Below are 22,096 nucleotides of genomic sequence, written 5' to 3'. Positions count from 1 at the left end.
ATGGGCGTGAGAGACCAGGCAGGTGGGACCGCCGACGGCGGGGACCCGAAGCCGAATGCCGCCGGTCTGGCTGGTCCCGACCCCGGTGGCACGGATGCGAAGCCGGCGAGCGCGACCGCCGGCAAGCCACGCCGCCGTCCCCTCGCCTTCTGGGACCGGGTGAAGTTCCTGCTCCTGCTCGGGGCGGTCTTCGTCTTCGTCGTGGCGGCCGACGTGTCCGGCAACCCGTTGATGACGTGGGCCGACTCGATCCGCATCCAGGCCAGGAACAGCTGGTGGGTCCTGGCCCTGCTGGGCGTGGAACTGGTGCACCAGCTCCACATGTTCCTGGGCGAACGGTGGTCGGGCTACTACGTCTTCTGGACCGATCGGGTCTTCGGGCAGGCCGAGCGTCGGTTGCTGCGGCTCAACGACTGGAACCGGTACCGGGTCAGCCGTGCGCTGAAGTGGATCGTCGGGGCCGCGCTCGCCCTGTTCGTCTACGCCCGCCTGGCCGATACCTCGGTCTTCGACGCGATGGTGAACGTCCCCGGCGCCGTCTGGAAGGCCATCCCGGCGGTCCTGCAGATCGTCCTGCTCATGGCCCTCGTCGTTGGCCAGTTCGTCGTGATGTTCTGGTTCCTGTCCAAGGGCGGCGTCGACGTCTACTTCCCCGAGGACATCACTACCCGCTTCGCCGACGTGTGGGGGCAGGACCACGTTGTCAGCCGGGTGAAGGAGAACGTTTTCTACCTGGAGCGGCCGGAGGAGATCGAGAGCCGGGGTGGTCATGTTCCCGGCGGTATCCTGCTCTGGGGGCCGCCGGGCACCGGCAAGACCCTCATCGCCGAGGCGGTCGCGGGAGAGACCGGGAAGCCCTTCGTGTTCGTCGACCCGGGTGCCTTCCAAGCGATGTTCATCGGGGTCGGCATCCTCAAGGTGAAATCGCTGTTCCGCAAGCTGCGCAAGCTCTCCCTGCGTTATGGCGGGGTGATCGTCTTCTTTGACGAGGCCGACACGCTGGGGAGCCGGGGTCAGCTCGCCGGGGGATTCGGCCGCGGGGCCGGAACCGGTGCCCGGTCGTGGCTTGCCCGTTCCGGGTCGCCCGCATTCGTCCCGGTGAGCGCGGCCCCGGCGGGACGGGTCTCGGCGAGTGCGTTCCCGACCGGCGCCGGGCGCCGGTTCGCCGGCCGGCCCGGATCGGTGGGCGAGGGCGGTCCGGGGGACCTGTGCAACGGCCTGTCCTACCTGAGCGAGGCGGCCCGCGCGGAGATCACCCGTGAGCAGTTCGTGATGGGCGGGGGCGGCGGCGGTTTCGACGGCACCCTGCAGGCGCTGCTCACCGAGATGTCCGGCCTGAAGAAGCCGCGGGGCTTCCTCAACCGGGTGGTGCGCCGGACGTTGGGCATGCGGCCCAAGCCACCGCCCAAATACCGCATCCTCGTCATGATGGCGACGAACATGCCGCAGTCGCTTGACGAGGCACTGCTGCGCCCCGGCCGCATCGACCGGCAGTACAAGGTGGGCTATCCCAGCAAGGAGGGGCGGATCCGCACTTTCGAGGGCTATCTGTCGAAGGTGCGCCACGAGCTCACGCCGGATCAGATCGACCGGCTGGCCATCATGAGCCCGGAGGCCACCGGGGCGACCATCAAGGACACCGTCAACGAGGCCCTGGTCCAGGCGGTGAAGGACGGCCGGGAGGTCATCACCTGGCAGGACATGCTCCGGGCCAGGGTGATCAAGGAATACGGCCTCGCCGACGACCACGAGCACATCGACCGGGAACGGCACAGCATCGCCCTGCACGAGGCGTGCCACGCCGTCGTCGCCTACCGGATGCAGCGTGGGCGGGTGATCGACCTCGCCACCATCGAACGCCGCGGTGGCGTCGGCGGGTTCGTGGCGCACGTCGCGGTCGAGGACCGCATGTTCATGTGGAAGTCCGAGATCGAGGTGCAGGTGATGGTCTCCCTCGCCTCGCTCGTCGGCGAACGAATGTTCTTCGAGGGGGACAATACCGTCGGTGTCGGCGGCGACCTGCGCAGCGCGACCCTGCTCGTGGCCAACTTCATCTCCTCGGCGGCGATGGGGGAGACCCTGGCCTCGCGCCTGTCCATGCTGGAACAGGAGATGGGTAACGCCTCCATCGACGCCGACCGGCCGTTCGGCGAGCAGGTCGAGGGCAAACTTCGGGAGCTCTATGCCCGTACCGAGGAGGTGCTCGCCGCGAACCGGCGGGAGATCCTGGCCCTCACCCACGCGCTGGAGACCCACAAGACGATCACTGGTGAGGATGTGGAGGCCATCATGGAGGGGTACCTGGGCCCCACCGTCGACGGCCGCCGTTACCACGAGCCCGACTTCCTTGCTGTCGCCGAGAGCTATCATTCCAACGCGGTCCAGGCTCATCGCGGGCAGACCCATGAGCTGCACACGCTCCCCGACCTCGGCCGGGCGGCCGTCAGCCCCGCCGAGGCGGCACCCGGGGCCGGATCGGACTGAGCCGACCCGGGTCCGGGCGCGTGCCCTTCATGGCCGTGCCCTTCATGGCCATGCCTTTCACGGCCATGCCTTTCACGGCCGTGGCCCGAAGGGAGCCGAAGGCGTACAACGCCGCGCCGATGGCCGCACCCGCGGCCAGGAGCAACCCGGCGCGCGCGCCGAAGGCCTGGGCGACCCAGCCGGCGATCGGGCCGCCGACCGGCGTTGTGCCGAGGAACGCGACCGACCACAGCGCCATCACCCGCCCACGCATCGCCGGGTCGGCCGAGAGCTGGACCGTGGCGTTCCCGGTCGAGATGAAGGCGACGCTCGTCGCGCCCAGCAGCACCATCGTCGCGATCTCGAGTGGCAGCGTCGGCGCGGCGGCGGCGAGCAGCAGGATGACACCGAAGGTCATCGCGGTCAGGCTCAGCGCTCGGGGCCCGATCCGGCGGCGGCGGGCGACCAGCAGGCCGCCGACGACCGCGCCCGCCCCCATGGCCGAGGTCATCAGGCTGTACGTGGCCGCGGTGCCCCCGAAGGTCTCCCGGGCCAGGAGCGGCAGCACGACCTGGAACTCGTAGGACAGCGTGCCGATCATCACCATCATGACCAACGGTACGCGCAGCGCCGGCGTGCGGCGCACGTAGGCGAAGCCGGCCCGCAGCTGCCCCGGCGCCCGGTGTATCGGCGGATGATCATACAGCGCTGAGATGTCCATGCGGTGCAGGGCGAACAGGACCGCGCCGAAGGAGGCCGCGTTGATGAGGAAACAGCCGGCGGTGCCCGCGAGCACGATGACGACGCCGGCGATCGCCGGGCCGACGATGCGCGCCGCGTTTATCGCGACCGAGTTCAGGGTGACCGCGTTCGGAAGGTGCTCCGGCCCGACCATCTCCTGGACGAAGCTCTGCCGGGCCGGGTTGTCAATGGCGTTGCACAGGCCGATGAGCGCGGCGGCCACCCCGACCATCCAGAGTTGGGCCGTACCGGTGAGGTCGAGGATGCCCAGTGCCAGCGCGGCGAGTCCGGAGCCCACCTGCGTGCAGATCAGCAGGCGGCGCCGGTCCGTCCGGTCGGCGAGCAGACCGCCGTAGGGCCCGAAGAACAGCACCGGCAGGAACTGGGCGGCGGTGACCAGGCCGAGCGCCGTGCCGGAGGCGCCGAGCGAGAGGACCAGCCAGCCGAGGGCGATGGTCTGCATCCATGTCCCGCAGAGTGAAACGATCTGGCCGCCGAGGAAGAGCCGGAAGTTCGGCACCCGCAGGGCAGCGAACGTGCCACCTGTCGCCTTCGATGCCGAACCGGCTACCTTCTCCATCTGCAGGGTCATACGTGCACCTCCAGGGAGGGCAACGCCGGCCGGCAGATCGTTATTTCGCATCAGGTAAACATTTTCCTCCAGGGTGGACTCTCGTAACAGAATGGCTCTGATAACAGGGATCCGGTAACAGGGATCCGGATGTTACAGGGGGATGTTGCCGTGCACGTTCTTGTCGGGGCGGGAACGGGTCAGTGCGTCGGCGAGGGCGGAGGCAACCGCGCCCCGGGTGGCGGCGGGGGTGACGACCGCGTCGACGACGCCGAGTTCCACGGCGCGGTCGATGCCACCGACGGTGCGGATGTGCTCCTCGGTCAGCTCCGCCAGGACGCTGGGGCGGCGCTGGGCCGGGACCTCGGCGAGCTTGCGGCGGTGCAGAATGCCGACGGCGGCCTCGGCGCCCATGACGGCGACCTGGGCGGTCGGCCAGGCATACACGGCGGTCGCGCCCAGGCTGCTGGCGTTCATCGCGATGTACGCTCCGCCGTACGCCTTGCGGGTCACGACGGTGACGCGCGGCACGGTGCACTCGGAGAAGGCGTAGAGCAGCTTCGCTCCCCGCCGGACCACGCCTTCCCATTCCTGGCCCACACCCGGCAGGTAACCGGGCACGTCAACGAGCACGACCAACGGAACACCGAAGGAGTCGCACATCCGGACGAACCGGGAGGCCTTCTCGGCCGAGGTCGCGTCGAGGCATCCACCACGGCGCAGCGGGTTGTTCGCGACCACCCCGATGGTACGTCCGCCGAGGCGCCCCAGCACCGTCACGATGTTCGGCGCCCACCTCGGGTGGAGCTCGACGGCCTCGTCCTCGTCGTCGAGCACCGCCTTCACGAGCGGGCGCACGTCGTAGGCCCGCCGAGGATTGTCGGGCAGCAGTTCCCCGAGCTCGCGTCCGGTGACGGGGCCGATGTCGCGCTGATCGGCCAGCAGCACCGCGACCGCCCGGGTCCGCTCCACGGCCTCGTCCTCGGAGTCGCAGGTCACGTGCACGACGCCGCTGCGCCTGGAGTGCACGTCCGGCCCACCCAGGCTGTCGGCGGTGCATTCCTCACCGGTCACCGAACGCACCACGTCCGGGCCGGTGACGAACACCTTCGCCCCTGGGCCCATGATGACGATGTCGGTCAGGGCCGGCCCGTAGGCGGCTCCGCCGGCGGCGGCCCCGAGCACGAGCGAGAGCTGCGGGATCCGGCCGGAGGCCCGCACCGTGGCGGCGAAGATCCGGCCGACTCCGTCAAGCGAGGCGACACCCTCCTGAAGCCGGGCGCCTCCCGAGTGCCAAATCCCGACGACCGGGCAGTTCATCCGGACGGCGGACTCGATGGCATGAACGATGCGGGCACAGCCGTCGCGCCCCATCGCGCCACCCTGTACCGTCGGATCTGTCGCGAAGGCGACAACCTCGTTCCCGCCGACAAGCCCTTGCCCGGCAACGACTCCGGACGGGTCGCCGACCGCGAACAGCGACAGGGTGTCTGGATCGAAAAACCGGGCGAGCCGAGCCTGAGGTGTGCGGGGGTCGACTCGGTCGATCGTGGACAGACTCACCGTGCGTCTCCTTGCCTGAGCGGCGTCGGACTGCTTCGCAGGAGGCCGATACGCGACCACCTGTGGTATGCGCCGGCTTCCGCTGGGCACTCGGTCCGGCGACCATGACGCTCGCCGAAACGGCGGGCGGTGCCGCGGCGGCGGTGGGGTGGCCGGCGCCGCCGCGGGTGACATCGGTTGGTGGTGGTGCGGGCGGTGGACGTCTGACCAGCCGACCAGCCGACCAGCCTGCCGACGGTCAGGCGGTGAAGGCCAGGCAGATGTCGTGACCGCCGAACCCGAACGAGTTCGACAGCGCGGCGCCCGGGCGGATGGTCCGGTTGTCGATCCGCACGACGTCGAGCGCGATCTCGTCGTCGAGAGCGTCGAGGTTGCGCGTCGCGGGAACCAGGTGCTCCCGCAGCGCCAGGACGCTGAACACGGCCTCTACCGCGCCGGCGGCACCGAGCAGGTGCCCGGTGGTCGACTTGGTCGACGTCACCGCGATCTCGTCGATGTGGTCACCGAAGGCGCTGCGCAACGCCAGCGCCTCCGCCGCGTCACCGGCGGGGGTGGACGTGGCGTGGGCGTTGACGTGGACGACGTCACGGGGTTCCAACGAGCCGGACCGCAGCGCCGCCCGGATCGCCCGGGCCGCGCCGGCACCGGTCGGCTCCGGCGCGGCGATGTGGTAGGCGTCCGAGCTGATGCCGGCGCCGGCCAGGGTGCCGTGGACCCGGGCACCGCGGGCGGCCGCGTGCTCGGCCGCCTCGAGGATGAGGATTGCCGCGCCCTCGCCGAGCACGAAGCCGTCCCGCGCCTTGTCGAACGGACGGGAGGCGGCCTCGGGTGCGTCGTTGCGGCGGGACAGCGCCTGCATCTGCGCGAAGCCGGCCATGGTCAGCGCCGAGATCGCCGCCTCGGTACCGCCGGCGATCACGACGTCGGCGCGCCCGGCCCGGATGATGTCCAGCGCCAGCGCGATGGCCTCCGAGCCGGAGGCGCACGCGCTGACCGGGGCGTGCACCCCCGCCTTCGCGCCGAACGCCAGGCCCACGGTGCTGGCCGGGCCGTTCGGCATGAGCATCGGCACCAGGTGCGGGGATACCCGCCGGGGGCCCTTCTCCCGGATCACGTCATGCTGGTGGAGCAGGGTGAGCACGCCCCCGATCCCCGAGGCCACACACGCGGCGAGGCGTTCCTGGTCGACCTCGGGTGAGCCCGCGTCAGCCCACGCCTCACGCGCGGCGGTCAGAGCCATCTGCTGGCTGCGGTCGAGGGTACGAGCCTCGACCCGACCCAGCGGCGGCTCGACCGCCAGCGGCGCGGCGATATGGACCGGGAGCTGCTCGACCCAGCCCTCGGTGAGACGCCGGACGCCGGAGCGGCCCGAGAGCAGACCCTCCCACGTCGAGGCGACATCGCCACCGAGGGGAGTAGTAGCCCCGAGGCCGGTGACGACGACCTGCCTGGGGGGCGTGGTCACGCCGCGACACCTGCCCGCTGGATGTAGGAGACCGCGTCACCGACGGTCTTGAGGGTCTTCACGTCGTCGTCCGGGATCTTCACCCCGAACTTCTCCTCCGCGGCGACGACCACCTCGACCATGGACAGCGAGTCCACGTCCAAGTCGTCGATGAAGGTCTTGTCGGCCGTCACGTCGGCCGGGTCGACACCGGCGACCTCTTCGAGGATGACGGCGAGACCGGCGAGGATGTCAGCTTGGGACATGATCGTTCCTCCTGATGGGATGTTGTCGGTCGGTGGCGAGTGGTGCGCGGGGCTGCCGCGTACCAGCGCGGAAGCGTGGGCGCCTGGATCAGGGGCGCGGTCGGGCTGATGGTCATCGGACGCCTCGCCGCAGTGCGGTGCGGGACGGTCGCGGTGCGGTGTCGAGGGTTGGTCGAGGGTTGGTCGAGGTTGTCAGGGGCAGCGCACGAGCTGCCCGCAGTAGGTCAGGCCGGCACCGAAGCCGAACAGCAGCACCGGGTCTCCCCGGCGGATCTCGCCGCTCTCCAGCAACCGGCTGAGTCCCAGCGGAATGCTTGCGGCGGAGGTGTTGCCGGCATCGACCACATCGCGGGCAACGGCAGCGTTCGTGGCGCCGATACCCGTCACCAACGCTTCGACGATCCGCAGGTTAGCCTGATGCGGAACGATACCCGCGAGGTCCTCGGGTGCCACGCCGGCCTGCTCGCAGATCTGGCGGAGGACCGGGACCAGGGAGATCGCCCAGCGGAACACCGCCTGGCCCTCCATGCGGAAGGAGTTGTCGCCGTAGCCGGGAACCTGGATCGTCTCGGGCCGGGATCCGTCGTGCCCCCAGACCGCCGGGCCGATCTCGTTGGTCTCCGCCGGGCCGATCACGGCTGCTCCGGCACCGTCGGCGAGCAGGATGCAGGTGCTGCGATCGTCCCAGTCGGTGTAGTCCGACAGCCTTTCGGTGGCCACCACGAGCACGTTGCGCAGGGTGCCAGCGCGCACCATGTCGGCGGCCGTCGACACCGCGTAGCTGAAACCGGCGCAGGCGCCGTTGATGTCGAACGCCCCGGCCCGGCCGGCCCCGATGCGATGGGCGATCTGCGGACCGGCACCCGGGATCTGGGAGGGAGAGGTACAGGTCGCCCCGATCACCAGATCGATCGAGTCGGCGGTGAGGCCGGCGGCGGCGAGCGCCTTCTCCGCGGCCGCGGCGCCCATCGCGACGATGGTTTCCTCGTCGTCGGCGATGCGCCGGCTGGCGATGCCGGTACGGGCCTGGATCCAGGCGTCGGAGGTGTCGACCCGTTGGGCGATCTCGTCGTTGGTCACCACCCGGGCCGGACGGTAGACGCCGAGGCCGAGCATGCGGGCACCGGTCAGCTCGGTCATGCCTGCGCTCCCACCAGGGCGTCGTCCGTCGTCGAGCCCGGTGGAGTTCCGGGGGTTGGGTCCGCCAGGCTTGCCGGGACCGCGCTCAGGAGTTCGGCGCCGAGGTACTCGGCGACCAGCTCGCGGGCCGCGGGCAGGTCGTCGGGGCTCTTCACCGCGTGGATCGTGACACCGGGCAGTTCCCGGCGGGCGATCCCGGCGAGAGCGCCGGCCGGGGGGAGTTCGATGACCGCACCGACCCCGAGATCGCGCAGCGTCGCGAGGCACAGGTCCCACCGGACCGGCGCCGCGACCTGGGCCACCAGCCGGCTGATCAGCTCGGCCGGGTCGGTGACGATCGCCCCGTCGGCGTTGGACAGCGCGGCGGCCCGCGGTACCCCGGGCCGGAGGCCACCCGCGACCGCGGCCAGCGCGTCGCGCGCGCAGGACATGTGCCGGGTGTGGAAGGCGCCGGCGACGGACAGGGGACGCAGCCGGACACCCGCGGGCGGCTCCGCGGCGAGCCGGGCGAGGTCGCGGGCGGTGCCGGCGGCGACGATCTGCCCGGCACCGTTGCGGTTGGCTGCGGTCAGGCCGAGTTCACTCAACCGGGCGGCCACCGCCTCGGGATCACCGCCGAGCAGCGCCGTCATGCCGGTCTCGACCCGGGCGGACGCCTCGGCCATCGCGCGTCCCCGCAGGGCCACCAAGACGAGGGCCTCCTCGGCAGTGAGGGTGCCGGTGAGGGCCGCGGCGGTGATCTCGCCGACGCTGTGACCGGCCAGCACCAGGGTGTCCGGTCCGACCGGGGAGGTGACCGGCAGCCCGAGATGTTCGGCCGCGATCAGCCCGCTCGCGACGATCAACGGCTGGGCGATCGCCGTATCCCGGATCGTCTCGGCGGGCGCCTCGCACCCGGCTTCGAGCAGGTCGATCCCGACTGCGGCGGACCACCAGCGCAGCCGTTCTTCCGCCCCCTCGAGACCGCGCCAGGCGCGGAGCTGTCCGGGGGTCTGTGCACCCTGGCCGGGCGCGAGGATCGCGAGCACCTGTTCACCTAACCCCTCACGAGGACCGGTTGTCGCTGGCGGCCACTCACCGATGTGTCGACCGGCTGTTGTAGGTGTCCTACAAACCGATCTGTTTGGATCGGACGTTACTGCGCGACGCCGACATCGGCCTGGAATGGCATGACGGACCTGCAAAGTAGTTCGATGTGACCATTCTCGCGCGGGGGTGAGAGGGTCGTGGGACGACTTGAATGATCATGTTTTGCCTGTAGGTAACACACCGTCGAGGCGTCCCAGAACGAGCGCAATATGCAGGATGAAGCGTTCGCGGTGGTCCGCCGGATCCAGCCCGCACACCTCGGCGGCCTTACGGAGTCGGTAGCGGACCGTGTTGGTGTGGAGATACAGCGCCCGGGCCGTCGCCTCCAGCGACGAGCCGAAGTCGAGATAGGCCCCGGTGGTCTCCAGTAGTGGGGTACCGGCGTCGCGCAGCGGGGCGTACACCTCGTCGATGAGCGCCCGCCGGGCGTCGACGTTCCCCGCGAGGGCGAGTTCCGGGAGCAGAGCGCGGGCCATGACCGGCCGGGGTGCGGCTGGCCAGGCGGCGACCACGTCCGTGGCGGCGAGGGCGACCCGCGCCGCGTGCGGTGCCCCGGTCAGGTCACCGACCACCGGGCCGACCACCACCGGGCCCGGCCCGCAGGCGGGAAGCAGTGCCCGGGCCGCGTCCAGGACAGTGTTCACCGGCGCGGTGCCGCCGGCCGGACGGGTACCCGCGGTGGCGGGAGGTTCGACGCTGTTCTCCGGCTGGAGGGTCATCTCGGGACGGCCGATGCCGTCCCTGCCGGCAGTGAAATTCCCGCCGACCACCATCACCAGGCGATCGTGGTGGACCCCGGCGAGAACCTCCAGTTGGGCCATGCGGGCGAGCCGGTGCACCTCATCGACCACCACCTCCGGCGAGTTGCTCCCGGCCGTGCCGACGATGACGGTGACGGACGGCGGGTTACGCCAGCCCACCGCGGCCGCCCGTGACGGCAGCGCCCGGTCGACCTCGCCCCGGACCACGTGGTCGACGACCAGCGCCTCCAGCCGGGCGTCCCAGGCACCGCGTTCCTCAGCGGCGCGGGCGTAGACGACCGCGCCGGCGAACGCGATGTCACGGGAGTAACGCAGGACATCGGCGAGCAGCCGTTGTTCGTGCTCCGGGCCGGCCAGGTTCGGCACCTCGGCCTCGATCGCCTCCACCGCGACCCGGACCAGATCGACGAGTCGGCGGAAGGTCACGGCGCGGACGAGTTCCCGCGGGGCGACCCGGAAGACGTCCTCGGACAGATCCCGGGCGTGTTCGGGCCGCCGGCACCACTCCACGAACGACGAGATGCCGGCCTGCACCACGAGCTGAATTCCGGCGCGGTGACTCGCCGACATGGCCGGGAACCAGGGCAGCGCCTCCGCCATCCGGGCCGCCGCCCGGGATGCGAGCATCCCGCTCGACCGTTCCACCCGGCGGATCACCTCGCTGGTGCTTTCTCCGCCGGATGTGCTCCCGGTCGATGTGGGTCGGGCCTGGTCGCCGGCGGGTCTGGGGCTGGCCCCGCCGGCCGACCACGGGTTGCCCAGATCGGGGATACGCGGCTCCGGGTAGTCGACGGATTGCTCCGGCACCGGCCCGGTTTCGGGGCTCGGCTCGGTTTCGGGGCTCGGCTCGGTTTCGGGGCTCGGCTCGATCTCGCCTGCCGGTGTCGGGACGGGGGGCGCCCCCGGTTCAAGGCGGGCTGTCCCAGTCACTGTGTCCGAGGAGGAATCCGAGGAAGAGGCTGCCACGTCCGTCAGCATGCCTCAGCCGTCCCGCACCCCTGTGTATTGCCGGTCCCGTCATATTGCCGGTCCTGTCATGTGGCTCCGACGGGTGGTGCGGATGGGGGCCCGATCCTGATCGGTCGGGATGCCCCGGTCGGTCGGGCCTGGTCCCGGGCGTGGAATTCACCGAACGGGGGATGGTGTCGAGGCGGGAAAGGCCACAGGAGCAGGAGCAGGAGCAGGAGTCGTAGGCGTGGGCGTGGGCGTGGGAGTGGGAGTGGGGCGGGAGCGGAGGCGATGCGGGATGCTGCGGGTATGCGCGAGGTGAGCATTCGTGGAGACGGGATACGGCTGGGGCAGTTCCTCAAGCTCGCGGATGTGGTCGAGGCCGGATCCGAGGTGAAGGAGCTGCTCGCGGGCGGGATGGTGCGGGTCAACGGGGAGGTCGAGACCCGGCGGGGCCGGCAGCTCGCGCCGGGGGACGAGGTTGCCGTGGCCGGCGAGGCACTTCGGGTCCTGTGAGCCATCGCCACGACTCTGCCGGTCGCCGGGCGTCTGCCGGTCGCCGGACATCAGAGCCGGTCGGAGTAGGTGGCCGCCCAGTCGTGGACCTTTGTCACGTAGGCCCTGGTCTCCTGGAAGTCGGGGATGCCCCCGGCGGTTCGCACGGCGGCCGGGCCGGCGTTGTAAGCGGCGAGGATCAGCGAGACCCGGTCACCGGGTAGATACCCGACCTCCTGGGCGAGCCGGGCCTCGTAGAAGGCCGCGGACGGGATGGCGTCGAGCGGGTCGAGTGGGTCGGTGATCCCGTCGTGGTTACCGTCGATCCCGAACTCGGCCCAGGTGGTGGGGAGGAACTGCATGATGCCCCGGGCGCCGGCGCGCGAGACCGCCTGCGCGTCGAACTTGCTCTCCACCCGGGCCTGCGCCGCGAGCTGCGCGGCGGTCAGGACACCGTAGGTCGCCGCCGCGGACCGGAAGACCGGGACCAGGTCGTCGGGCACGTCGACGTGGGGGTACCGCAGTACGCCGCAGCCGCTCATCAGGGTGATGACGATGAACGCGGCCAGGGTAGAACGTGCGGGCACCCCATTGATCATCCGCACATTGTCCGTCCCCGGGATCGGGGATGTCTCGTTGCCCACGTCGTCATGCCATGTCCCGGGGGCCTTCGTCAACGCGAAGCTATCCAACCAGGGCCGTGCGCAGTGACCGCAGGTCGGTCTCGGTGAGACCGGCGTGCCGAGCCCAGGCCGCGGGACCGCCCCAACCGGCGTCGACACCGGCCAGGAAGCCCCGCATGACCTCGGGCCGGCAAGCCAGGTGGCCCGAGGTGAGCAAGGTCACCGAGTGGTTATAGGACGGTCGGTCGGCCAGGCGGGCGTTGACCCGGTCGATGCGCTCGTTCGTCTGGACGTAGTCGGCGACGATCGCCTCGGGGTGCACGCCGACGAGACTGAGGAGCAGGGCCGCGAGCACGCCGGTACGGTCCTTTCCCGCCGCGCAGTGGAACAGGGCCGGGCCCGCCGTCGGCTGGGCCAGCAGGCGCAGCGCCCTGGCCACCGAGTCCCCGGCCAGGCGCAGGTAGTCCAGGTAGTGCTCGATCCGGTCGGCTGAGTCGCGGTCCTTGACGATGGCAGGGTAGCGCGGATCGTCCGGCATCACCCATTCACCGGGGAGAAAGGACAGATTGTGGTAAGTGACCGGTTCGTAGGCGAGCGGCCCGCGGCCCTCCCGCTCCGCCTCCTCCTTGGCCCGTAGGTCGATGACCATGCGTAGCCCGAATGTCTCCCGCAGCGTGAGCACGTCACCGTCTGTCAGGGCCTGGACGGAGTCGGTGCGCAGGAATACCCCCCATCGGGTGGTTGCACCGTCCAGGGTGGGCAGCCCACCCAGATCTCGCGCGTTGTCGCAACCCGACATGTTGAACCATCGCTCCACACGCTGATCGTAGAGCCCGAGACGGTGCCGCTGGGCCCGTTGGACGCAGCTGGGTCAGGGGCGCAGCCGGATCAGCCGCACGGTGGGGCGCCCCGCTGACTGGGCGGAGGTTTGGCGAGCCTCGCCGTCGTGCGTGCCCCACCCGACTCGGGTTGCGGCTGGTCGGGTGCGACGTGCTCGGGTGCGACGTGGATCGGCCGGGCGGGCACCCCGGCGACGACCTGCGCGGCCCGGATGTCGTCGGTGACGACGGACCCAGCTCCCACAACCGCCCCGTCGCCGATGCTGCGCAGGCCGACGATGCTCGCCTGCGCGCCGATCCACGCCCGCGCGCCGACGGCCACCGCACCGGAGAGCCGGGCCCCCGGCGCGACCGTGACGTAGTCACCCAGGCGGCAGTCGTGCGCCACGCTGGCGCCGATGTTCACCACTACGTGCCGACCGGTTTCGACGTTGGTGGTGATGCTGGCGAGAGCACAGACGACGGTACCCGGCCCGAGCTTCACGTCACCTCCGACGCTGGCCCGGGGGTGGACGAGGGTCGCCGGTCGTCGGCCGCGGGCGCTGGCGTACCGGTCGACGCGGGACCGGGTGGCCGCGTCGGCGAAGCCGATCAGGTAGTCGGCGTCAAGTCGATCGAGTAGGTCGAGTCCACCGAGGAGCACGGCTCCGCGCCGGGCGAGTGGATCCGGGTCCACACGGTCGTCATCGACGAAGCCGAGGATGTCGTAGCGGGGACCCTCGGTGGCCGCGTTGACCGCCTCCACCAGATCGAGCAGCTCCCGGCCGTGCCCTCCCGCGCCCACGATGACCAGCGAGCGCAGGTGAGCGGGCACGCGGCGACCGTAGACCCCGATCTAGGCGAGTTCAATCTGACACTCAGAGTAGTTGGATGAGCCATCCTGGCTGGCGTGGTGTCGCTCTTCGTGAAGAGATGGCCGGTGTAGGCGACCGATCATACTACTATCTGTATCATCGTGATCTCGAAGGGTGATGAATGGTGAAGGTAGTCGTGACGGGTGGGGCCGGCTTCATCGGGGCCCACCTGACCAGAGCGCTCCTCGCGGCAGGCACGGAGGTCGTCGTGATCGACGATCTCAGTACCGGGGCGCTGTCGAATCTCGCGGGGCTGCCGGCCGAGCTCGTCGTCGGCAGCGTGACCGACCGGACGCTCGTCGAACAGGCGTGCACCGGGGCGTCGAGCATCGTGCATCTGGCTGCCCGGCCGTCGGTCGAACGGTCGTTGCTCGACCCGATGGCCACCCACGCGGTGAACGCGACCGGCACCCTGACGGTGCTCGGCGTCGCCCACCGGGCCGAGACGCACGTCGTCGTCGTGTCCTCCTCATCGGTTTATGGTGACCGGTCGGCCGCTGGCGATCGGTCGGCCGCCGCTGGCGCGGGTCCGCTGTCGCCCTCGGCGGGCACCCCGTGCCTTCCGCGCAGTCCCTTCGCGGCCTCGAAGCTCGCCGCCGAGGGATATGCGCTGTCCTACCAGGCCAGTTTCGGTCTGCCGGTGCTCACGGTCAGGCTGTTCGACGTGTTCGGCCCGTACCAGTCCGCCGGGCACGCGTACGCGGCCGTGGTGCCGACCTTCATCGAGGCCGCGTTGGCCGGCCGGCCGCTGACGGTGCGCGGGGACGGCCGGCAGACGCGCGATTTCATCCCTGTCGAGCTGGTCACCGGGATGCTGTGCGATGCGGTGTGCCGCCGGCTGACCCATCCACACCCGGTCGACATCGGGTCCGGGACCCGTACCGATCTGCTCACCCTGATCGCCCGGCTGGAGGAGATTCTCGGCCGGCGGCTGGTCGTCGAGCACGCCGCGCCCCGGCCCGGGGAGATCTGGGACTCCCAGGCGGACACGACGACGATGCGTTCGCTGTTCCCGGACGTGACCGGGGCGGATCTCACCACCGCGTTGGCGGCAACCGTGACCTGGTACGCCGACCGGCTGGGGGCGGACCGCGCCGGGCCGCCAGCCGCCGGGCCGCCGGACGCGATGCTGCCCGCGTCCGCCGTCCACGGTGACCGGGATTGAGCCTGGATGGCGGATCATCCGCCGGCATCCGACAAACTCTCGGCCGTCCAGGCACTCCCGCACCACCAAGATGTCTTGGCCGTCCCTCGCGGGTGCCTGGGCCGTCGTTTGGCGTGCCCGGGGTCAGACTGGGCCCTGGCGACGTTCCTCCGGCGTCGATGGGTCCGGCGGCGGCTCCGTCCCCGGACCCATCCCCTCCCGCCACACCGTTCGGTAGTGAGGGCACGGTCCGAGATCACGCTCCAGCCTCGGCAGGCCCGCACCACCCTTACGCGCGTTCTCCATCTCCCGACTCACCCGTCGGCGGCACGCGTTGCACCGGATGCGGATGAACGGCACCGGCTCACTCATTTGGATTTCACCGTCCCACTGCCGCCGCAGCGGGGGCACTTGATCAGGTCACGGCCGGTGAACGTGCCGTCTTCATCCTTTTCCGCGGCCGGGTTGCCGATCTGCCCCTCGCCCTGGCAGCGGGGGCAGGTGAGGGTTGTTGATCTTTCGCCGTCGTTGAGCGGAGTCCTTCCCGACCCGCCACGCTTCGTGCCCCCGCTGCCGGACGAGGCGCCGCCACCGGTGTTCCCGCGCTTGTTCCAGACCATGCTGGGAGGCTAGCCTTGGCACGGTCTGGACGGAACCAGACGTACCGGATCTGTAACCACTCGGCGCGGGCTCAGACGGCGGCAACCCGGCGGCCGAGTTCCTGCATCAGCGGCTCCGACGGCCGTGACTCCTCCGCCGGCTAAAGCCGGCGGCCTGGTCCGCCACGCGGACGGTCACGTTGACCTGCGCTACGGCTATCTGGGCCTTCGGGAGATCCGCCTGCCCGCCACGATCTGGGATCAGATCCTCGCCGCGATCCGGTCCCGTGCGGTCGACGGCCTCGACCGATGACAATCCAGGCCCAGATCTGTCTGGCCTCCGCGGACTGGATCTGGCCCAGTTGCTTCCACCGGAGGAATGATGAGGACTGCCCGGCCGCCGCTGATCTGGCGACGGCTCAAGGCTGCGCCGGATGTGTGGTCGCCCGCCAGGACCCGATGATCCCAAACGTCACCGGGCCGGATGCGGTTGATGGTTGGACGCCGTGGGCTGGACGGGAATCCGCCCGGTCACGTCCGCGGCGGCCAGGGGTCCGCCTGCGGTCGCGCCCCCGTCCCCGGGTCGGTCCGCGCCTGCCGGGACCTCGTCCGCCGCGGCGTCCGCGCCGGCGAGGGCCGCGAGTTCGGCCAGCACCTCCTCCGGCGGGGCCCAGGGATCGAGGGCGAGGGCGTGGGTCGGGTCCAGGGCGGGCACGTCCACGTGCGAGATCAGCGGGTGGTGTGGTCGATGGTCGTCCTCGCCCGCACCGAGGAGCTCCTCATGGAGCTTCTCGCCGGGGCCGAGCCCGGTGTAGACGATCTCGATCGGCCGGTTCTCCCGAGCCACGAGCCGGGCGGCCACGTCCGCGATGCGCACCGGCTCGCCCATGTCGAGCACGAGGGCCTCGCCGGGTGATCCCAGCGCCCCGGCCTGCAGGACCAGTTGCACCGCCTCGTGGATGGTCATGAAGTACCGGGTGACCTCGGGGTGGGTGACGGTGATCGGCCCGCCGGCGGCCAGCTGGCCGGCGAAGACGGTCAGGACGGAGCCGTTGCTGCCCAGGACGTTGCCGAACCGGACGCTGACCAGCGTTCCGCGGGCCCGGCGGGCGAGGCACGCGGTGAGCCGCTCGGTGATCCGCTTCGAGTAGCCGAGGGCGCTCGTCGGGTTCGCCGCCTTGTCCGTGGAGATGTTGACCAGCCGGTCGACGCCGCAGGCCACGGCCGTCTCCAGGATCGTCAGAGTGCCCCAGACGTTGGTCTTCACCGACTCGCCGGGGAAGCGTTCGAGCAGCGGGAGGTGTTTGAGCGCGGCGGCGTGGAAGACGACCTCGGGCCGGCGCTCCGTGAACAGCGTGGTCATCAGGTCGATGTCGCGGATGTCGCCCAGCACGATGGCGTCGTCGTCGAGCATCGCCCGGCCGGAGATCGACAGCTGCACCGCGCGCAGTGCCGACTCGTCCCGGTCCAGCATGATCAGTTCGGCCGGCCCGTAGCCGGAGATCTGACGGCACAGCTCCGAACCGATCGATCCGCCCGCCCCCGTCACGAGCACCCGTCGGCCCGCGAGGTAGCTCGCGGCGGCGGACATGTCGGTGCGGATCTGCCGCCGGCCGAGGAGGTCGGCGAGGTCGAGGTCGCGGATGTCCCCGACGCCGACCCGCCCGTCGATCAGGTCCGCGACGCGGGGAAGCACCTTCACGGTCAGCCCGGCGCCCTCGGCGATTGCGCTGATCTCCCGCAGCAGTGGGCCGTCAGCGCTGGGGATCGCCACGAGCAGGGTCCTGGCCCCGGTCGACTCGGCGACGGCGCCGATTCGCTCCCGGCCACCACGTACCCGGACCCCGAGTAGCTGGAGGTTGTGTGTGCTCGGGTCGTCGTCGAGCAGCGCGACCGGGTAGTAAGGACTGTTCCGGGTGCGCAGCATGGCCGCCAGTACCCGTTCAGCCCCGTCACCGGCGCCGAACACGAGGAGCGGTTCGGCGTGCTCCCTGCTCGGCCGACGGAGGTGTTCCTCGGTCAGCCGCCAGAGGTAGCGGATGCCGAACATCACGACCAGGGCCACCGCGCCGCCCAGTGGCGGCACGCTCAGCGGGACGGGTCTCGGGGAGCCGAACGCGGCGATGACGACGGCCACGCTGACGACCGTGAGCAGGACCGACACGAGCAGGCCGAGGACCTCCTCGAAGCCGCCGAAGCGGTAGCGCCCCAGGTAGAGGTGCAGGGCGGTACCCAGGAAGTGGAGCACGCAGACGGCGAGCGTGCAGATGACCCAGAAGCCGAGATCGCTCAGCGCGCCGAGCGTGAAGTCCAGGCGGCCGATCTGGGCCGAGATGAGGCCCAGGACCAGCGCCGCACTGTCCAGAGTGATCTGCAGGCCGACCCGCTGACGGAGGTTGAGCCGGGAGACGCGCCGTGCGATGTGCGCTGTCCACCGACCATGACCCACTCCGTCTACTCTACGTCTCCACATGAGGCCATAGAGTAAGCGTGTCTAAGAGTAAAAGAATGACTACTCATCGAGTATGTTGAGTCGGTCTTCGATGACGGTGAGTGGTCGGGACCTAGGTCCTGGGAGGGTGGTCGACGGGTGGAGCTGCGCGACTACGTCCGTGTTCTGCGCCGAAGCTGGACGATCATGATCGCCGGCGTGGTCCTCGGCGGGCTGCTGGCCGCCATGGCGACCTGGCGAACGACGAAAGAGTACGCCGCCTCGGTGACGATGGTCGTCTCCTCGCCGGACAGGGGCGCCGGAGCCGCCTCGGCCTACCAGGGAGGCCTGCTCTCCCAGCAACGCGTCAAGTCCTATGCCGACCTGGTGGCCAGCGAGCGGGTGGCGACGGCCGTGATCGCACGCCTGCACCTGCACGCGACTCCGGAGGCCCTGCGGGCCCAGATCAGCGCGCACGCCGTCCCGGACACCGTGCTGCTCCAGGCCGTCGTGCGCGATTCCGACCCGAGACGAGCCATGATCATCGCAGATGCTGTCGGTGAGACGTTCTCCACCACCATTGCGAAGATCGAGACGCCGTCGGCCGACGAACCACCCTCCGTGCGGGTGACTGTCTGGGAACACGCGAAGCTGCCCGTCTCGCCCGTCTCGCCCCAGCCGATCCGCAACCTCGCGCTCGGAGCGCTGCTCGGGCTGATCGTCGGCAGCGCCGCCGGGATCGTCCGATACCGCCTCGACACGAGCGTGTCCAGTGAGGACGACGCCCGTGAGACGACCGAGCTGCCCAACCTCGCCGTCATCGGCTACGACGGTGCCGCCGACCGGCATCCCCTCATCATCAACGCCAAGCCCCGCTCGGCCCGGGCGGAGGCGTTCCGCCAGCTGCGGACCAACCTGCAGTTCGTCGAGGTGGACACCGGACCTCGATCGATCCTGGTGAGCAGTGCGGTCCCCGGCGAGGGCAAGACCACCGTGGCCTGCAACCTCGCGATCACCCTGGCGCAGGGCGGTGCGCGGGTCTGCCTGATCGAGGGGGACCTGCGACGGCCGTCGTTCGGCGAGTACCTCGGGGTCGAGTCCGCCGCCGGGCTCACCTCGGTCCTCATCGGCGCCGCGGACCTCGACGACGTCCTGCAGCCCTGGGGGGAGGGTCGGGTCGGGGAGGGGCGCGTAGAGGTCCTCGCCAGCGGCCCCATCCCGCCGAATCCCAGCGAGCTGCTCGGCTCCAAGGGCATGGCCGGACTCATCAACCTGCTGTCCGCCCGCTTCGACATCCTCCTGGTCGACGCCCCGCCCCTGCTACCGGTGACTGACGCGGCCGTGCTCGCCACCCGGGTCGAGGGGGTTCTGCTGGTGACGCGGGCCGGGCGGACCCGCCGCGAGCACCTCCGGCGGGCCGTCGAGGCGCTGCGGGCGGTCGACGCCCGGATGATCGGCACCGTGCTGAACATGGTGCCGGTCAAGGGACCCGACGCCTACGACTACGGCCCGGGCGACGGTTACGTGTCACGCGGCCGGCACGCCAGGACCTCCTCGCCCCGAACCCTGGAGATCCCGGCGCCCGATTCCGGGGTCCGGCCTGCTTGGCCGGTCACCTCGCCTCCGTCGCTGCCGTCACCGGCTCCTTCTTCTCCGGCTCCTGCTTCTCCGGCTTCGGCCGTGACGCCGGTTCCCGCCGCCACGGCGCGTCTCGGGATAGCCGACGGTGGCGACGAGTCGAGCTCGGCGCGGGACCCGCTGCCCGACGGCGCCACGACTGTCCCGAGCGCCACGACTGTCCCGAGCGCCACGACTGTCCCGAGCGCCACGACTGTCCCGAGCGCCACGACTGTCCCGAGCGCCATGACTGTCCCGAGCGCCATGACTGTCCCGAGCGGCGGACCGCACGTCAGGGTGCCGGCGGCACGCGGATCGGCCGAGGAGATCATCTCCGTCGGTGGAAGGACACCGCGCGGTACGGACCCGGCTGGCGGGACGACGCCGGATGACAACGGCGCGACCCGGCCGCCGTCCTCCCCATGACGGATTCGCCACCGGGGGAGAGAACCGGGTCCGCTCCGGGCCTGGATCCGGTGGTCCTGGATCCGGTTCCGGACCTGGACCGGGTTCCGGACCTGCTCACGCGGGCGCCCGTGGGTGGGCGGGACGTGGGTGGGCGGGACGTGGGTGGGCGGGACGTGGGTGGGCGGGACGTGGGTGGAGGTGCTGAGGCCAGGGCGGGGCAGCACCGCGTCGGCCGTGGTCGCCGGCGTCACCGTGGTCGCCGAGCCCGGTACCGCCGGCTGGCCGCCGGGGTCGCGACGGCCCTCGTTGTGCTGGTGGCGATGACCGCCTGGGTGGTCGTGCGCGGAGTGCTGGCCAAGTCCCGTCTCGACGAGGCCAGGCAGCGGATCGCCGTCCTGCAGCGGCAGGTTCTGAGCGGAGACTTTCCCCGCGAGGCCGAGCTGCGATCGCAGATCGAGCAGATCCGGCGGCGGGCCACCGCTGCGCGGGCCCTGACCTCGGATCCGGTGTGGTCGGCGTTCGGGCGGCTGCCCGTCGCTGGCTGCCCGATGCGCTCGGCGGCGACGCTGATCCGAGAGGTGGACGCGGCCGCCGGCACCAGCCTGCCGGCCGTGGCCGACCTGGGTCCCTCCCTCGATCCGCGGGTGCTGCGCCAGCGTATGACGATCAATGTCCGGGCGCTCGCCGCGGTCCGCCGCCCGGCCGAGCGATCCTTCAACGCCCTCTCCGCGTTGCGGGCGGCGGCGGAGAACGTACCGGACTGCGGATGGGCCGGGCGGGTCAGCGGCATCGCCGACGCCCGCGCCGAGATGATCGATCGGAGCCGGCGCCTGGCCGGTGCGCTGGACACCGTTGTTCTGGCCGCCCGGGTCGGTCCCGAGATGCTCGGCGGGGGCGGTGTCCGTCGCTACCTGCTGATCGTCCAGAACCCGGCCGAGTCCCGCGCCAACGGGGGGATCATCGGTGGGTTCGGCCTGCTGACCGCGGAGCACGGGCGGCTGTCCATCGACGGCATCTCGGGCAACGGTGCTCTGCCGGGAGGCCCCACCCAGCAGCGACCGGCGACGGGGCTGCCGGTCCCGTTCGCGGCCCGTTACGGCGCCTTCTGGCCCGACCGTATCTGGGCGAATATCAACCTGACCCCCGACTATCCGATGGCCGGCAGGCTCTACAGCGCGTTCTACCGGGCCGGCACGGGCCTCGACGTCGACGGCACGATCAGCCTCGACCCCACGACGTTGTCGTATCTTCTCGCCGCGAGCCGGCCCGCGGTGCTCCCCGACGGCACGTCGGTGGCCGCGGGGCACCTGGTCGATCTCGTCGAGTCGCGCGTCTATGGCGAGATCATGGACGCGGCCGCCCGCGACCGCTTCTTCGCCCAGGTCGGTCAGGCCGTCTATGCGGCCGTGGAGTCGGGAGCCGGCGACACGACGAAGCTGGTGACCGCGCTGGGACGGGCCGCTCGCGAGGGTCGGCTGGAAATATCCAGCAACCACGCCGAGGAGCAGCGGATTCTTTCGTCCACGGCGCTGGGTGGTGCGCTGCCGGACGCGCCTGGGCCGTTTCTCGGGGTCGTCACCCAGAACGCGACGGCGAGCAAGCTGGACTACTGGCTACGGCGGCAGACCACCTACCGCATGCAGCGGCAGCCGAACGGCGCCGGCCTGGCGACGATCACGATCCGGCTCACCAACGCCGCCCCCGGCGGGCTGCCGGCCTATGTGCGCCACCGGCAGGATCTCAAGGATGCCGCTGGGAATCTCCGGGCGCAGAACAATCTCTGGCTCTCGGTGTACACGGGCCGAGGCAGCTGGCTCGTCGCTGCCCGGCTCGACGGTGTGCCCATCGGCCTCGCCGGCGGTTCCGAGTCCGGGCATCCCGTGCTCTCCACCTATCTCACCGTCGATCGCGGCCAGACCCGGACCCTGGAAATCAAGGTCCGGGAGCCGGTAGGCGGCCCGGCACTCACCGTGCGTCCACAGCCGTTGCCCGTCGCGGAGCGCCTGGAGGTGCAGGGGCTACCGGTCGTCCCTCCCTGGTCATCCCAAGGGTCGTCCCAAACCCAGAACTGACTACTCTGACTACAGAGAGTTCTTGACC

Annotated in this window: 17 protein-coding genes; 6 read left to right on the top strand and 11 right to left on the bottom strand. The window is 70.9% G+C overall.

What is annotated here, in order from left to right; translation table 11 throughout:
- A complete protein-coding gene (locus BMG523DRAFT_RS07200) occupies nt 1-2,484 on the top strand; it encodes an AAA family ATPase (RefSeq protein WP_043590722.1) in 2,484 nt (827 codons plus the stop codon).
- Here the strand turns inward: BMG523DRAFT_RS07200 and BMG523DRAFT_RS07195 are convergent.
- The 7 genes from BMG523DRAFT_RS07195 to BMG523DRAFT_RS07165 form a co-directional block, all read right to left on the bottom strand.
- Nucleotides 2,444-3,796, bottom strand: coding sequence for an MFS transporter (locus BMG523DRAFT_RS07195; protein WP_011437864.1), 1,353 nt, complete (start codon nt 3,794-3,796; stop codon nt 2,444-2,446). The two genes, BMG523DRAFT_RS07200 and BMG523DRAFT_RS07195, sit on opposite strands and share 41 nt — an antisense overlap.
- 132 nt (nt 3,797-3,928) lie before the next feature.
- Nucleotides 3,929-5,338: an acyl-CoA carboxylase subunit beta gene (locus tag BMG523DRAFT_RS07190; protein ID WP_011437863.1), complete on the bottom strand. Its 1,410-nt coding sequence runs from the start codon at nt 5,336-5,338 to the stop codon at nt 3,929-3,931.
- Between the two features lie 238 nt (nt 5,339-5,576).
- Complete coding sequence (gene fabF, locus BMG523DRAFT_RS07185) at nt 5,577-6,803, bottom strand: beta-ketoacyl-ACP synthase II (protein WP_011437862.1); 1,227 nt, start codon at nt 6,801-6,803, stop codon at nt 5,577-5,579.
- Entirely contained in the window at nt 6,800-7,048 is a 249-nt protein-coding gene (locus BMG523DRAFT_RS07180) for an acyl carrier protein (protein ID WP_011437861.1), read from the bottom strand. The genes fabF and BMG523DRAFT_RS07180 overlap by 4 nt, the downstream gene beginning before the upstream one ends.
- 192 nt (nt 7,049-7,240) lie before the next feature.
- Complete coding sequence (locus BMG523DRAFT_RS07175; RefSeq protein WP_011437860.1) at nt 7,241-8,188, bottom strand: beta-ketoacyl-ACP synthase III; 948 nt, start codon at nt 8,186-8,188, stop codon at nt 7,241-7,243.
- Nucleotides 8,185-9,216: an ACP S-malonyltransferase gene (locus tag BMG523DRAFT_RS07170; protein WP_011437859.1), complete on the bottom strand. Its 1,032-nt coding sequence runs from the start codon at nt 9,214-9,216 to the stop codon at nt 8,185-8,187. Before BMG523DRAFT_RS07170 ends, BMG523DRAFT_RS07175 begins: the two co-directional genes overlap by 4 nt.
- Before the next feature lie 216 nt (nt 9,217-9,432).
- Nucleotides 9,433-11,016, bottom strand: coding sequence for a CdaR family transcriptional regulator (locus BMG523DRAFT_RS07165; RefSeq protein ID WP_043590720.1), 1,584 nt, complete (start codon nt 11,014-11,016; stop codon nt 9,433-9,435).
- 279 nt (nt 11,017-11,295) lie between these two features.
- On the opposite strand from BMG523DRAFT_RS07165, the gene BMG523DRAFT_RS07160 reads away from it, so the two are divergent.
- Nucleotides 11,296-11,502, top strand: a complete 207-nt coding sequence (locus BMG523DRAFT_RS07160; RefSeq protein WP_173645788.1) for an RNA-binding S4 domain-containing protein — start codon at nt 11,296-11,298, stop codon at nt 11,500-11,502.
- 50 nt (nt 11,503-11,552) lie between these two features.
- Here BMG523DRAFT_RS07160 and BMG523DRAFT_RS07155 read toward each other — a convergent pair whose 3' ends face one another.
- The 3 genes from BMG523DRAFT_RS07155 to BMG523DRAFT_RS07145 all read right to left on the bottom strand — a co-directional run bounded on the left by BMG523DRAFT_RS07155 (nt 11,553) and on the right by BMG523DRAFT_RS07145 (nt 13,757).
- The gene (locus tag BMG523DRAFT_RS07155) at nt 11,553-12,080 is read right to left on the bottom strand and encodes a lytic transglycosylase domain-containing protein (RefSeq protein WP_011437856.1); all 528 of its coding nucleotides are present in this window, start codon (nt 12,078-12,080) and stop codon (nt 11,553-11,555) included.
- Between the two features lie 85 nt (nt 12,081-12,165).
- A complete protein-coding gene (locus tag BMG523DRAFT_RS07150) occupies nt 12,166-12,921 on the bottom strand; it encodes a tyrosine-protein phosphatase (RefSeq protein WP_035731496.1) in 756 nt (251 codons plus the stop codon).
- Nucleotides 12,922-12,992: 71 nt separating this feature from the next.
- Nucleotides 12,993-13,757: a NeuD/PglB/VioB family sugar acetyltransferase gene (locus BMG523DRAFT_RS07145; RefSeq protein ID WP_043590718.1), complete on the bottom strand. Its 765-nt coding sequence runs from the start codon at nt 13,755-13,757 to the stop codon at nt 12,993-12,995.
- A 164-nt stretch (nt 13,758-13,921) separates the two neighbouring features.
- On the opposite strand from BMG523DRAFT_RS07145, the gene BMG523DRAFT_RS07140 reads away from it, so the two are divergent.
- Both BMG523DRAFT_RS07140 and BMG523DRAFT_RS25225 read left to right on the top strand, forming a co-directional pair.
- Nucleotides 13,922-14,962: an NAD-dependent epimerase/dehydratase family protein gene (locus BMG523DRAFT_RS07140; protein WP_035731585.1), complete on the top strand. Its 1,041-nt coding sequence runs from the start codon at nt 13,922-13,924 to the stop codon at nt 14,960-14,962.
- Between the two features lie 723 nt (nt 14,963-15,685).
- Nucleotides 15,686-15,853 (top strand): hypothetical protein, encoded by a 168-nt coding sequence (locus tag BMG523DRAFT_RS25225; RefSeq protein WP_023840357.1) that lies wholly within the window; start codon nt 15,686-15,688, stop codon nt 15,851-15,853.
- A gap of 159 nt (nt 15,854-16,012) precedes the next feature.
- Here BMG523DRAFT_RS25225 and BMG523DRAFT_RS07135 read toward each other — a convergent pair whose 3' ends face one another.
- Nucleotides 16,013-18,013, bottom strand: a complete 2,001-nt coding sequence (locus BMG523DRAFT_RS07135; protein ID WP_011437851.1) for a nucleoside-diphosphate sugar epimerase/dehydratase — start codon at nt 18,011-18,013, stop codon at nt 16,013-16,015.
- Nucleotides 18,014-18,130: 117 nt separating this feature from the next.
- On the opposite strand from BMG523DRAFT_RS07135, the gene BMG523DRAFT_RS07130 reads away from it, so the two are divergent.
- Together BMG523DRAFT_RS07130 and BMG523DRAFT_RS07125 are read left to right on the top strand one after the other, a co-directional pair.
- A complete protein-coding gene (locus BMG523DRAFT_RS07130; RefSeq protein WP_043590716.1) occupies nt 18,131-20,014 on the top strand; it encodes a polysaccharide biosynthesis tyrosine autokinase in 1,884 nt (627 codons plus the stop codon).
- Nucleotides 20,011-22,068: a DUF4012 domain-containing protein gene (locus BMG523DRAFT_RS07125; RefSeq protein ID WP_148214917.1), complete on the top strand. Its 2,058-nt coding sequence runs from the start codon at nt 20,011-20,013 to the stop codon at nt 22,066-22,068. The genes BMG523DRAFT_RS07130 and BMG523DRAFT_RS07125 overlap by 4 nt, the downstream gene beginning before the upstream one ends.
- Nucleotides 22,069-22,096: the final 28 nt, after the last annotated feature.

Source organism: Frankia sp. BMG5.23, from assembly GCF_000685765.2.
Taxonomy (GTDB): domain Bacteria; phylum Actinomycetota; class Actinomycetes; order Frankiales; family Frankiaceae; genus Frankia; species Frankia casuarinae.
The sequence above is the reverse complement of the archived record's forward strand: the minus strand, read 5'-3'. Positions and strand labels throughout refer to the sequence as shown.

What these genes read in the sequence shown, in the direction of transcription:
- BMG523DRAFT_RS07125 (WP_148214917.1), top strand. Translation starts at nt 20,011, where the DNA reads ATGACGGATTCGCCACCGGGGGAGAGAACCGGGTCCGCTCCGGGCCTG.
- BMG523DRAFT_RS07180 (WP_011437861.1), bottom strand. Translation starts at nt 7,048, where the DNA reads ATGTCCCAAGCTGACATCCTCGCCGGTCTCGCCGTCATCCTCGAAGAG.
- BMG523DRAFT_RS07165 (WP_043590720.1), bottom strand. Translation starts at nt 11,016, where the DNA reads ATGCTGACGGACGTGGCAGCCTCTTCCTCGGATTCCTCCTCGGACACA.
- BMG523DRAFT_RS07195 (WP_011437864.1), bottom strand. Translation starts at nt 3,796, where the DNA reads ATGACCCTGCAGATGGAGAAGGTAGCCGGTTCGGCATCGAAGGCGACA.
- BMG523DRAFT_RS07135 (WP_011437851.1), bottom strand. Translation starts at nt 18,013, where the DNA reads ATGTGGAGACGTAGAGTAGACGGAGTGGGTCATGGTCGGTGGACAGCG.
- BMG523DRAFT_RS07200 (WP_043590722.1), top strand. Translation starts at nt 1, where the DNA reads ATGGGCGTGAGAGACCAGGCAGGTGGGACCGCCGACGGCGGGGACCCG.
- BMG523DRAFT_RS07175 (WP_011437860.1), bottom strand. Translation starts at nt 8,188, where the DNA reads ATGACCGAGCTGACCGGTGCCCGCATGCTCGGCCTCGGCGTCTACCGT.
- BMG523DRAFT_RS07155 (WP_011437856.1), bottom strand. Translation starts at nt 12,080, where the DNA reads ATGATCAATGGGGTGCCCGCACGTTCTACCCTGGCCGCGTTCATCGTC.
- BMG523DRAFT_RS07160 (WP_173645788.1), top strand. Translation starts at nt 11,296, where the DNA reads ATGCGCGAGGTGAGCATTCGTGGAGACGGGATACGGCTGGGGCAGTTC.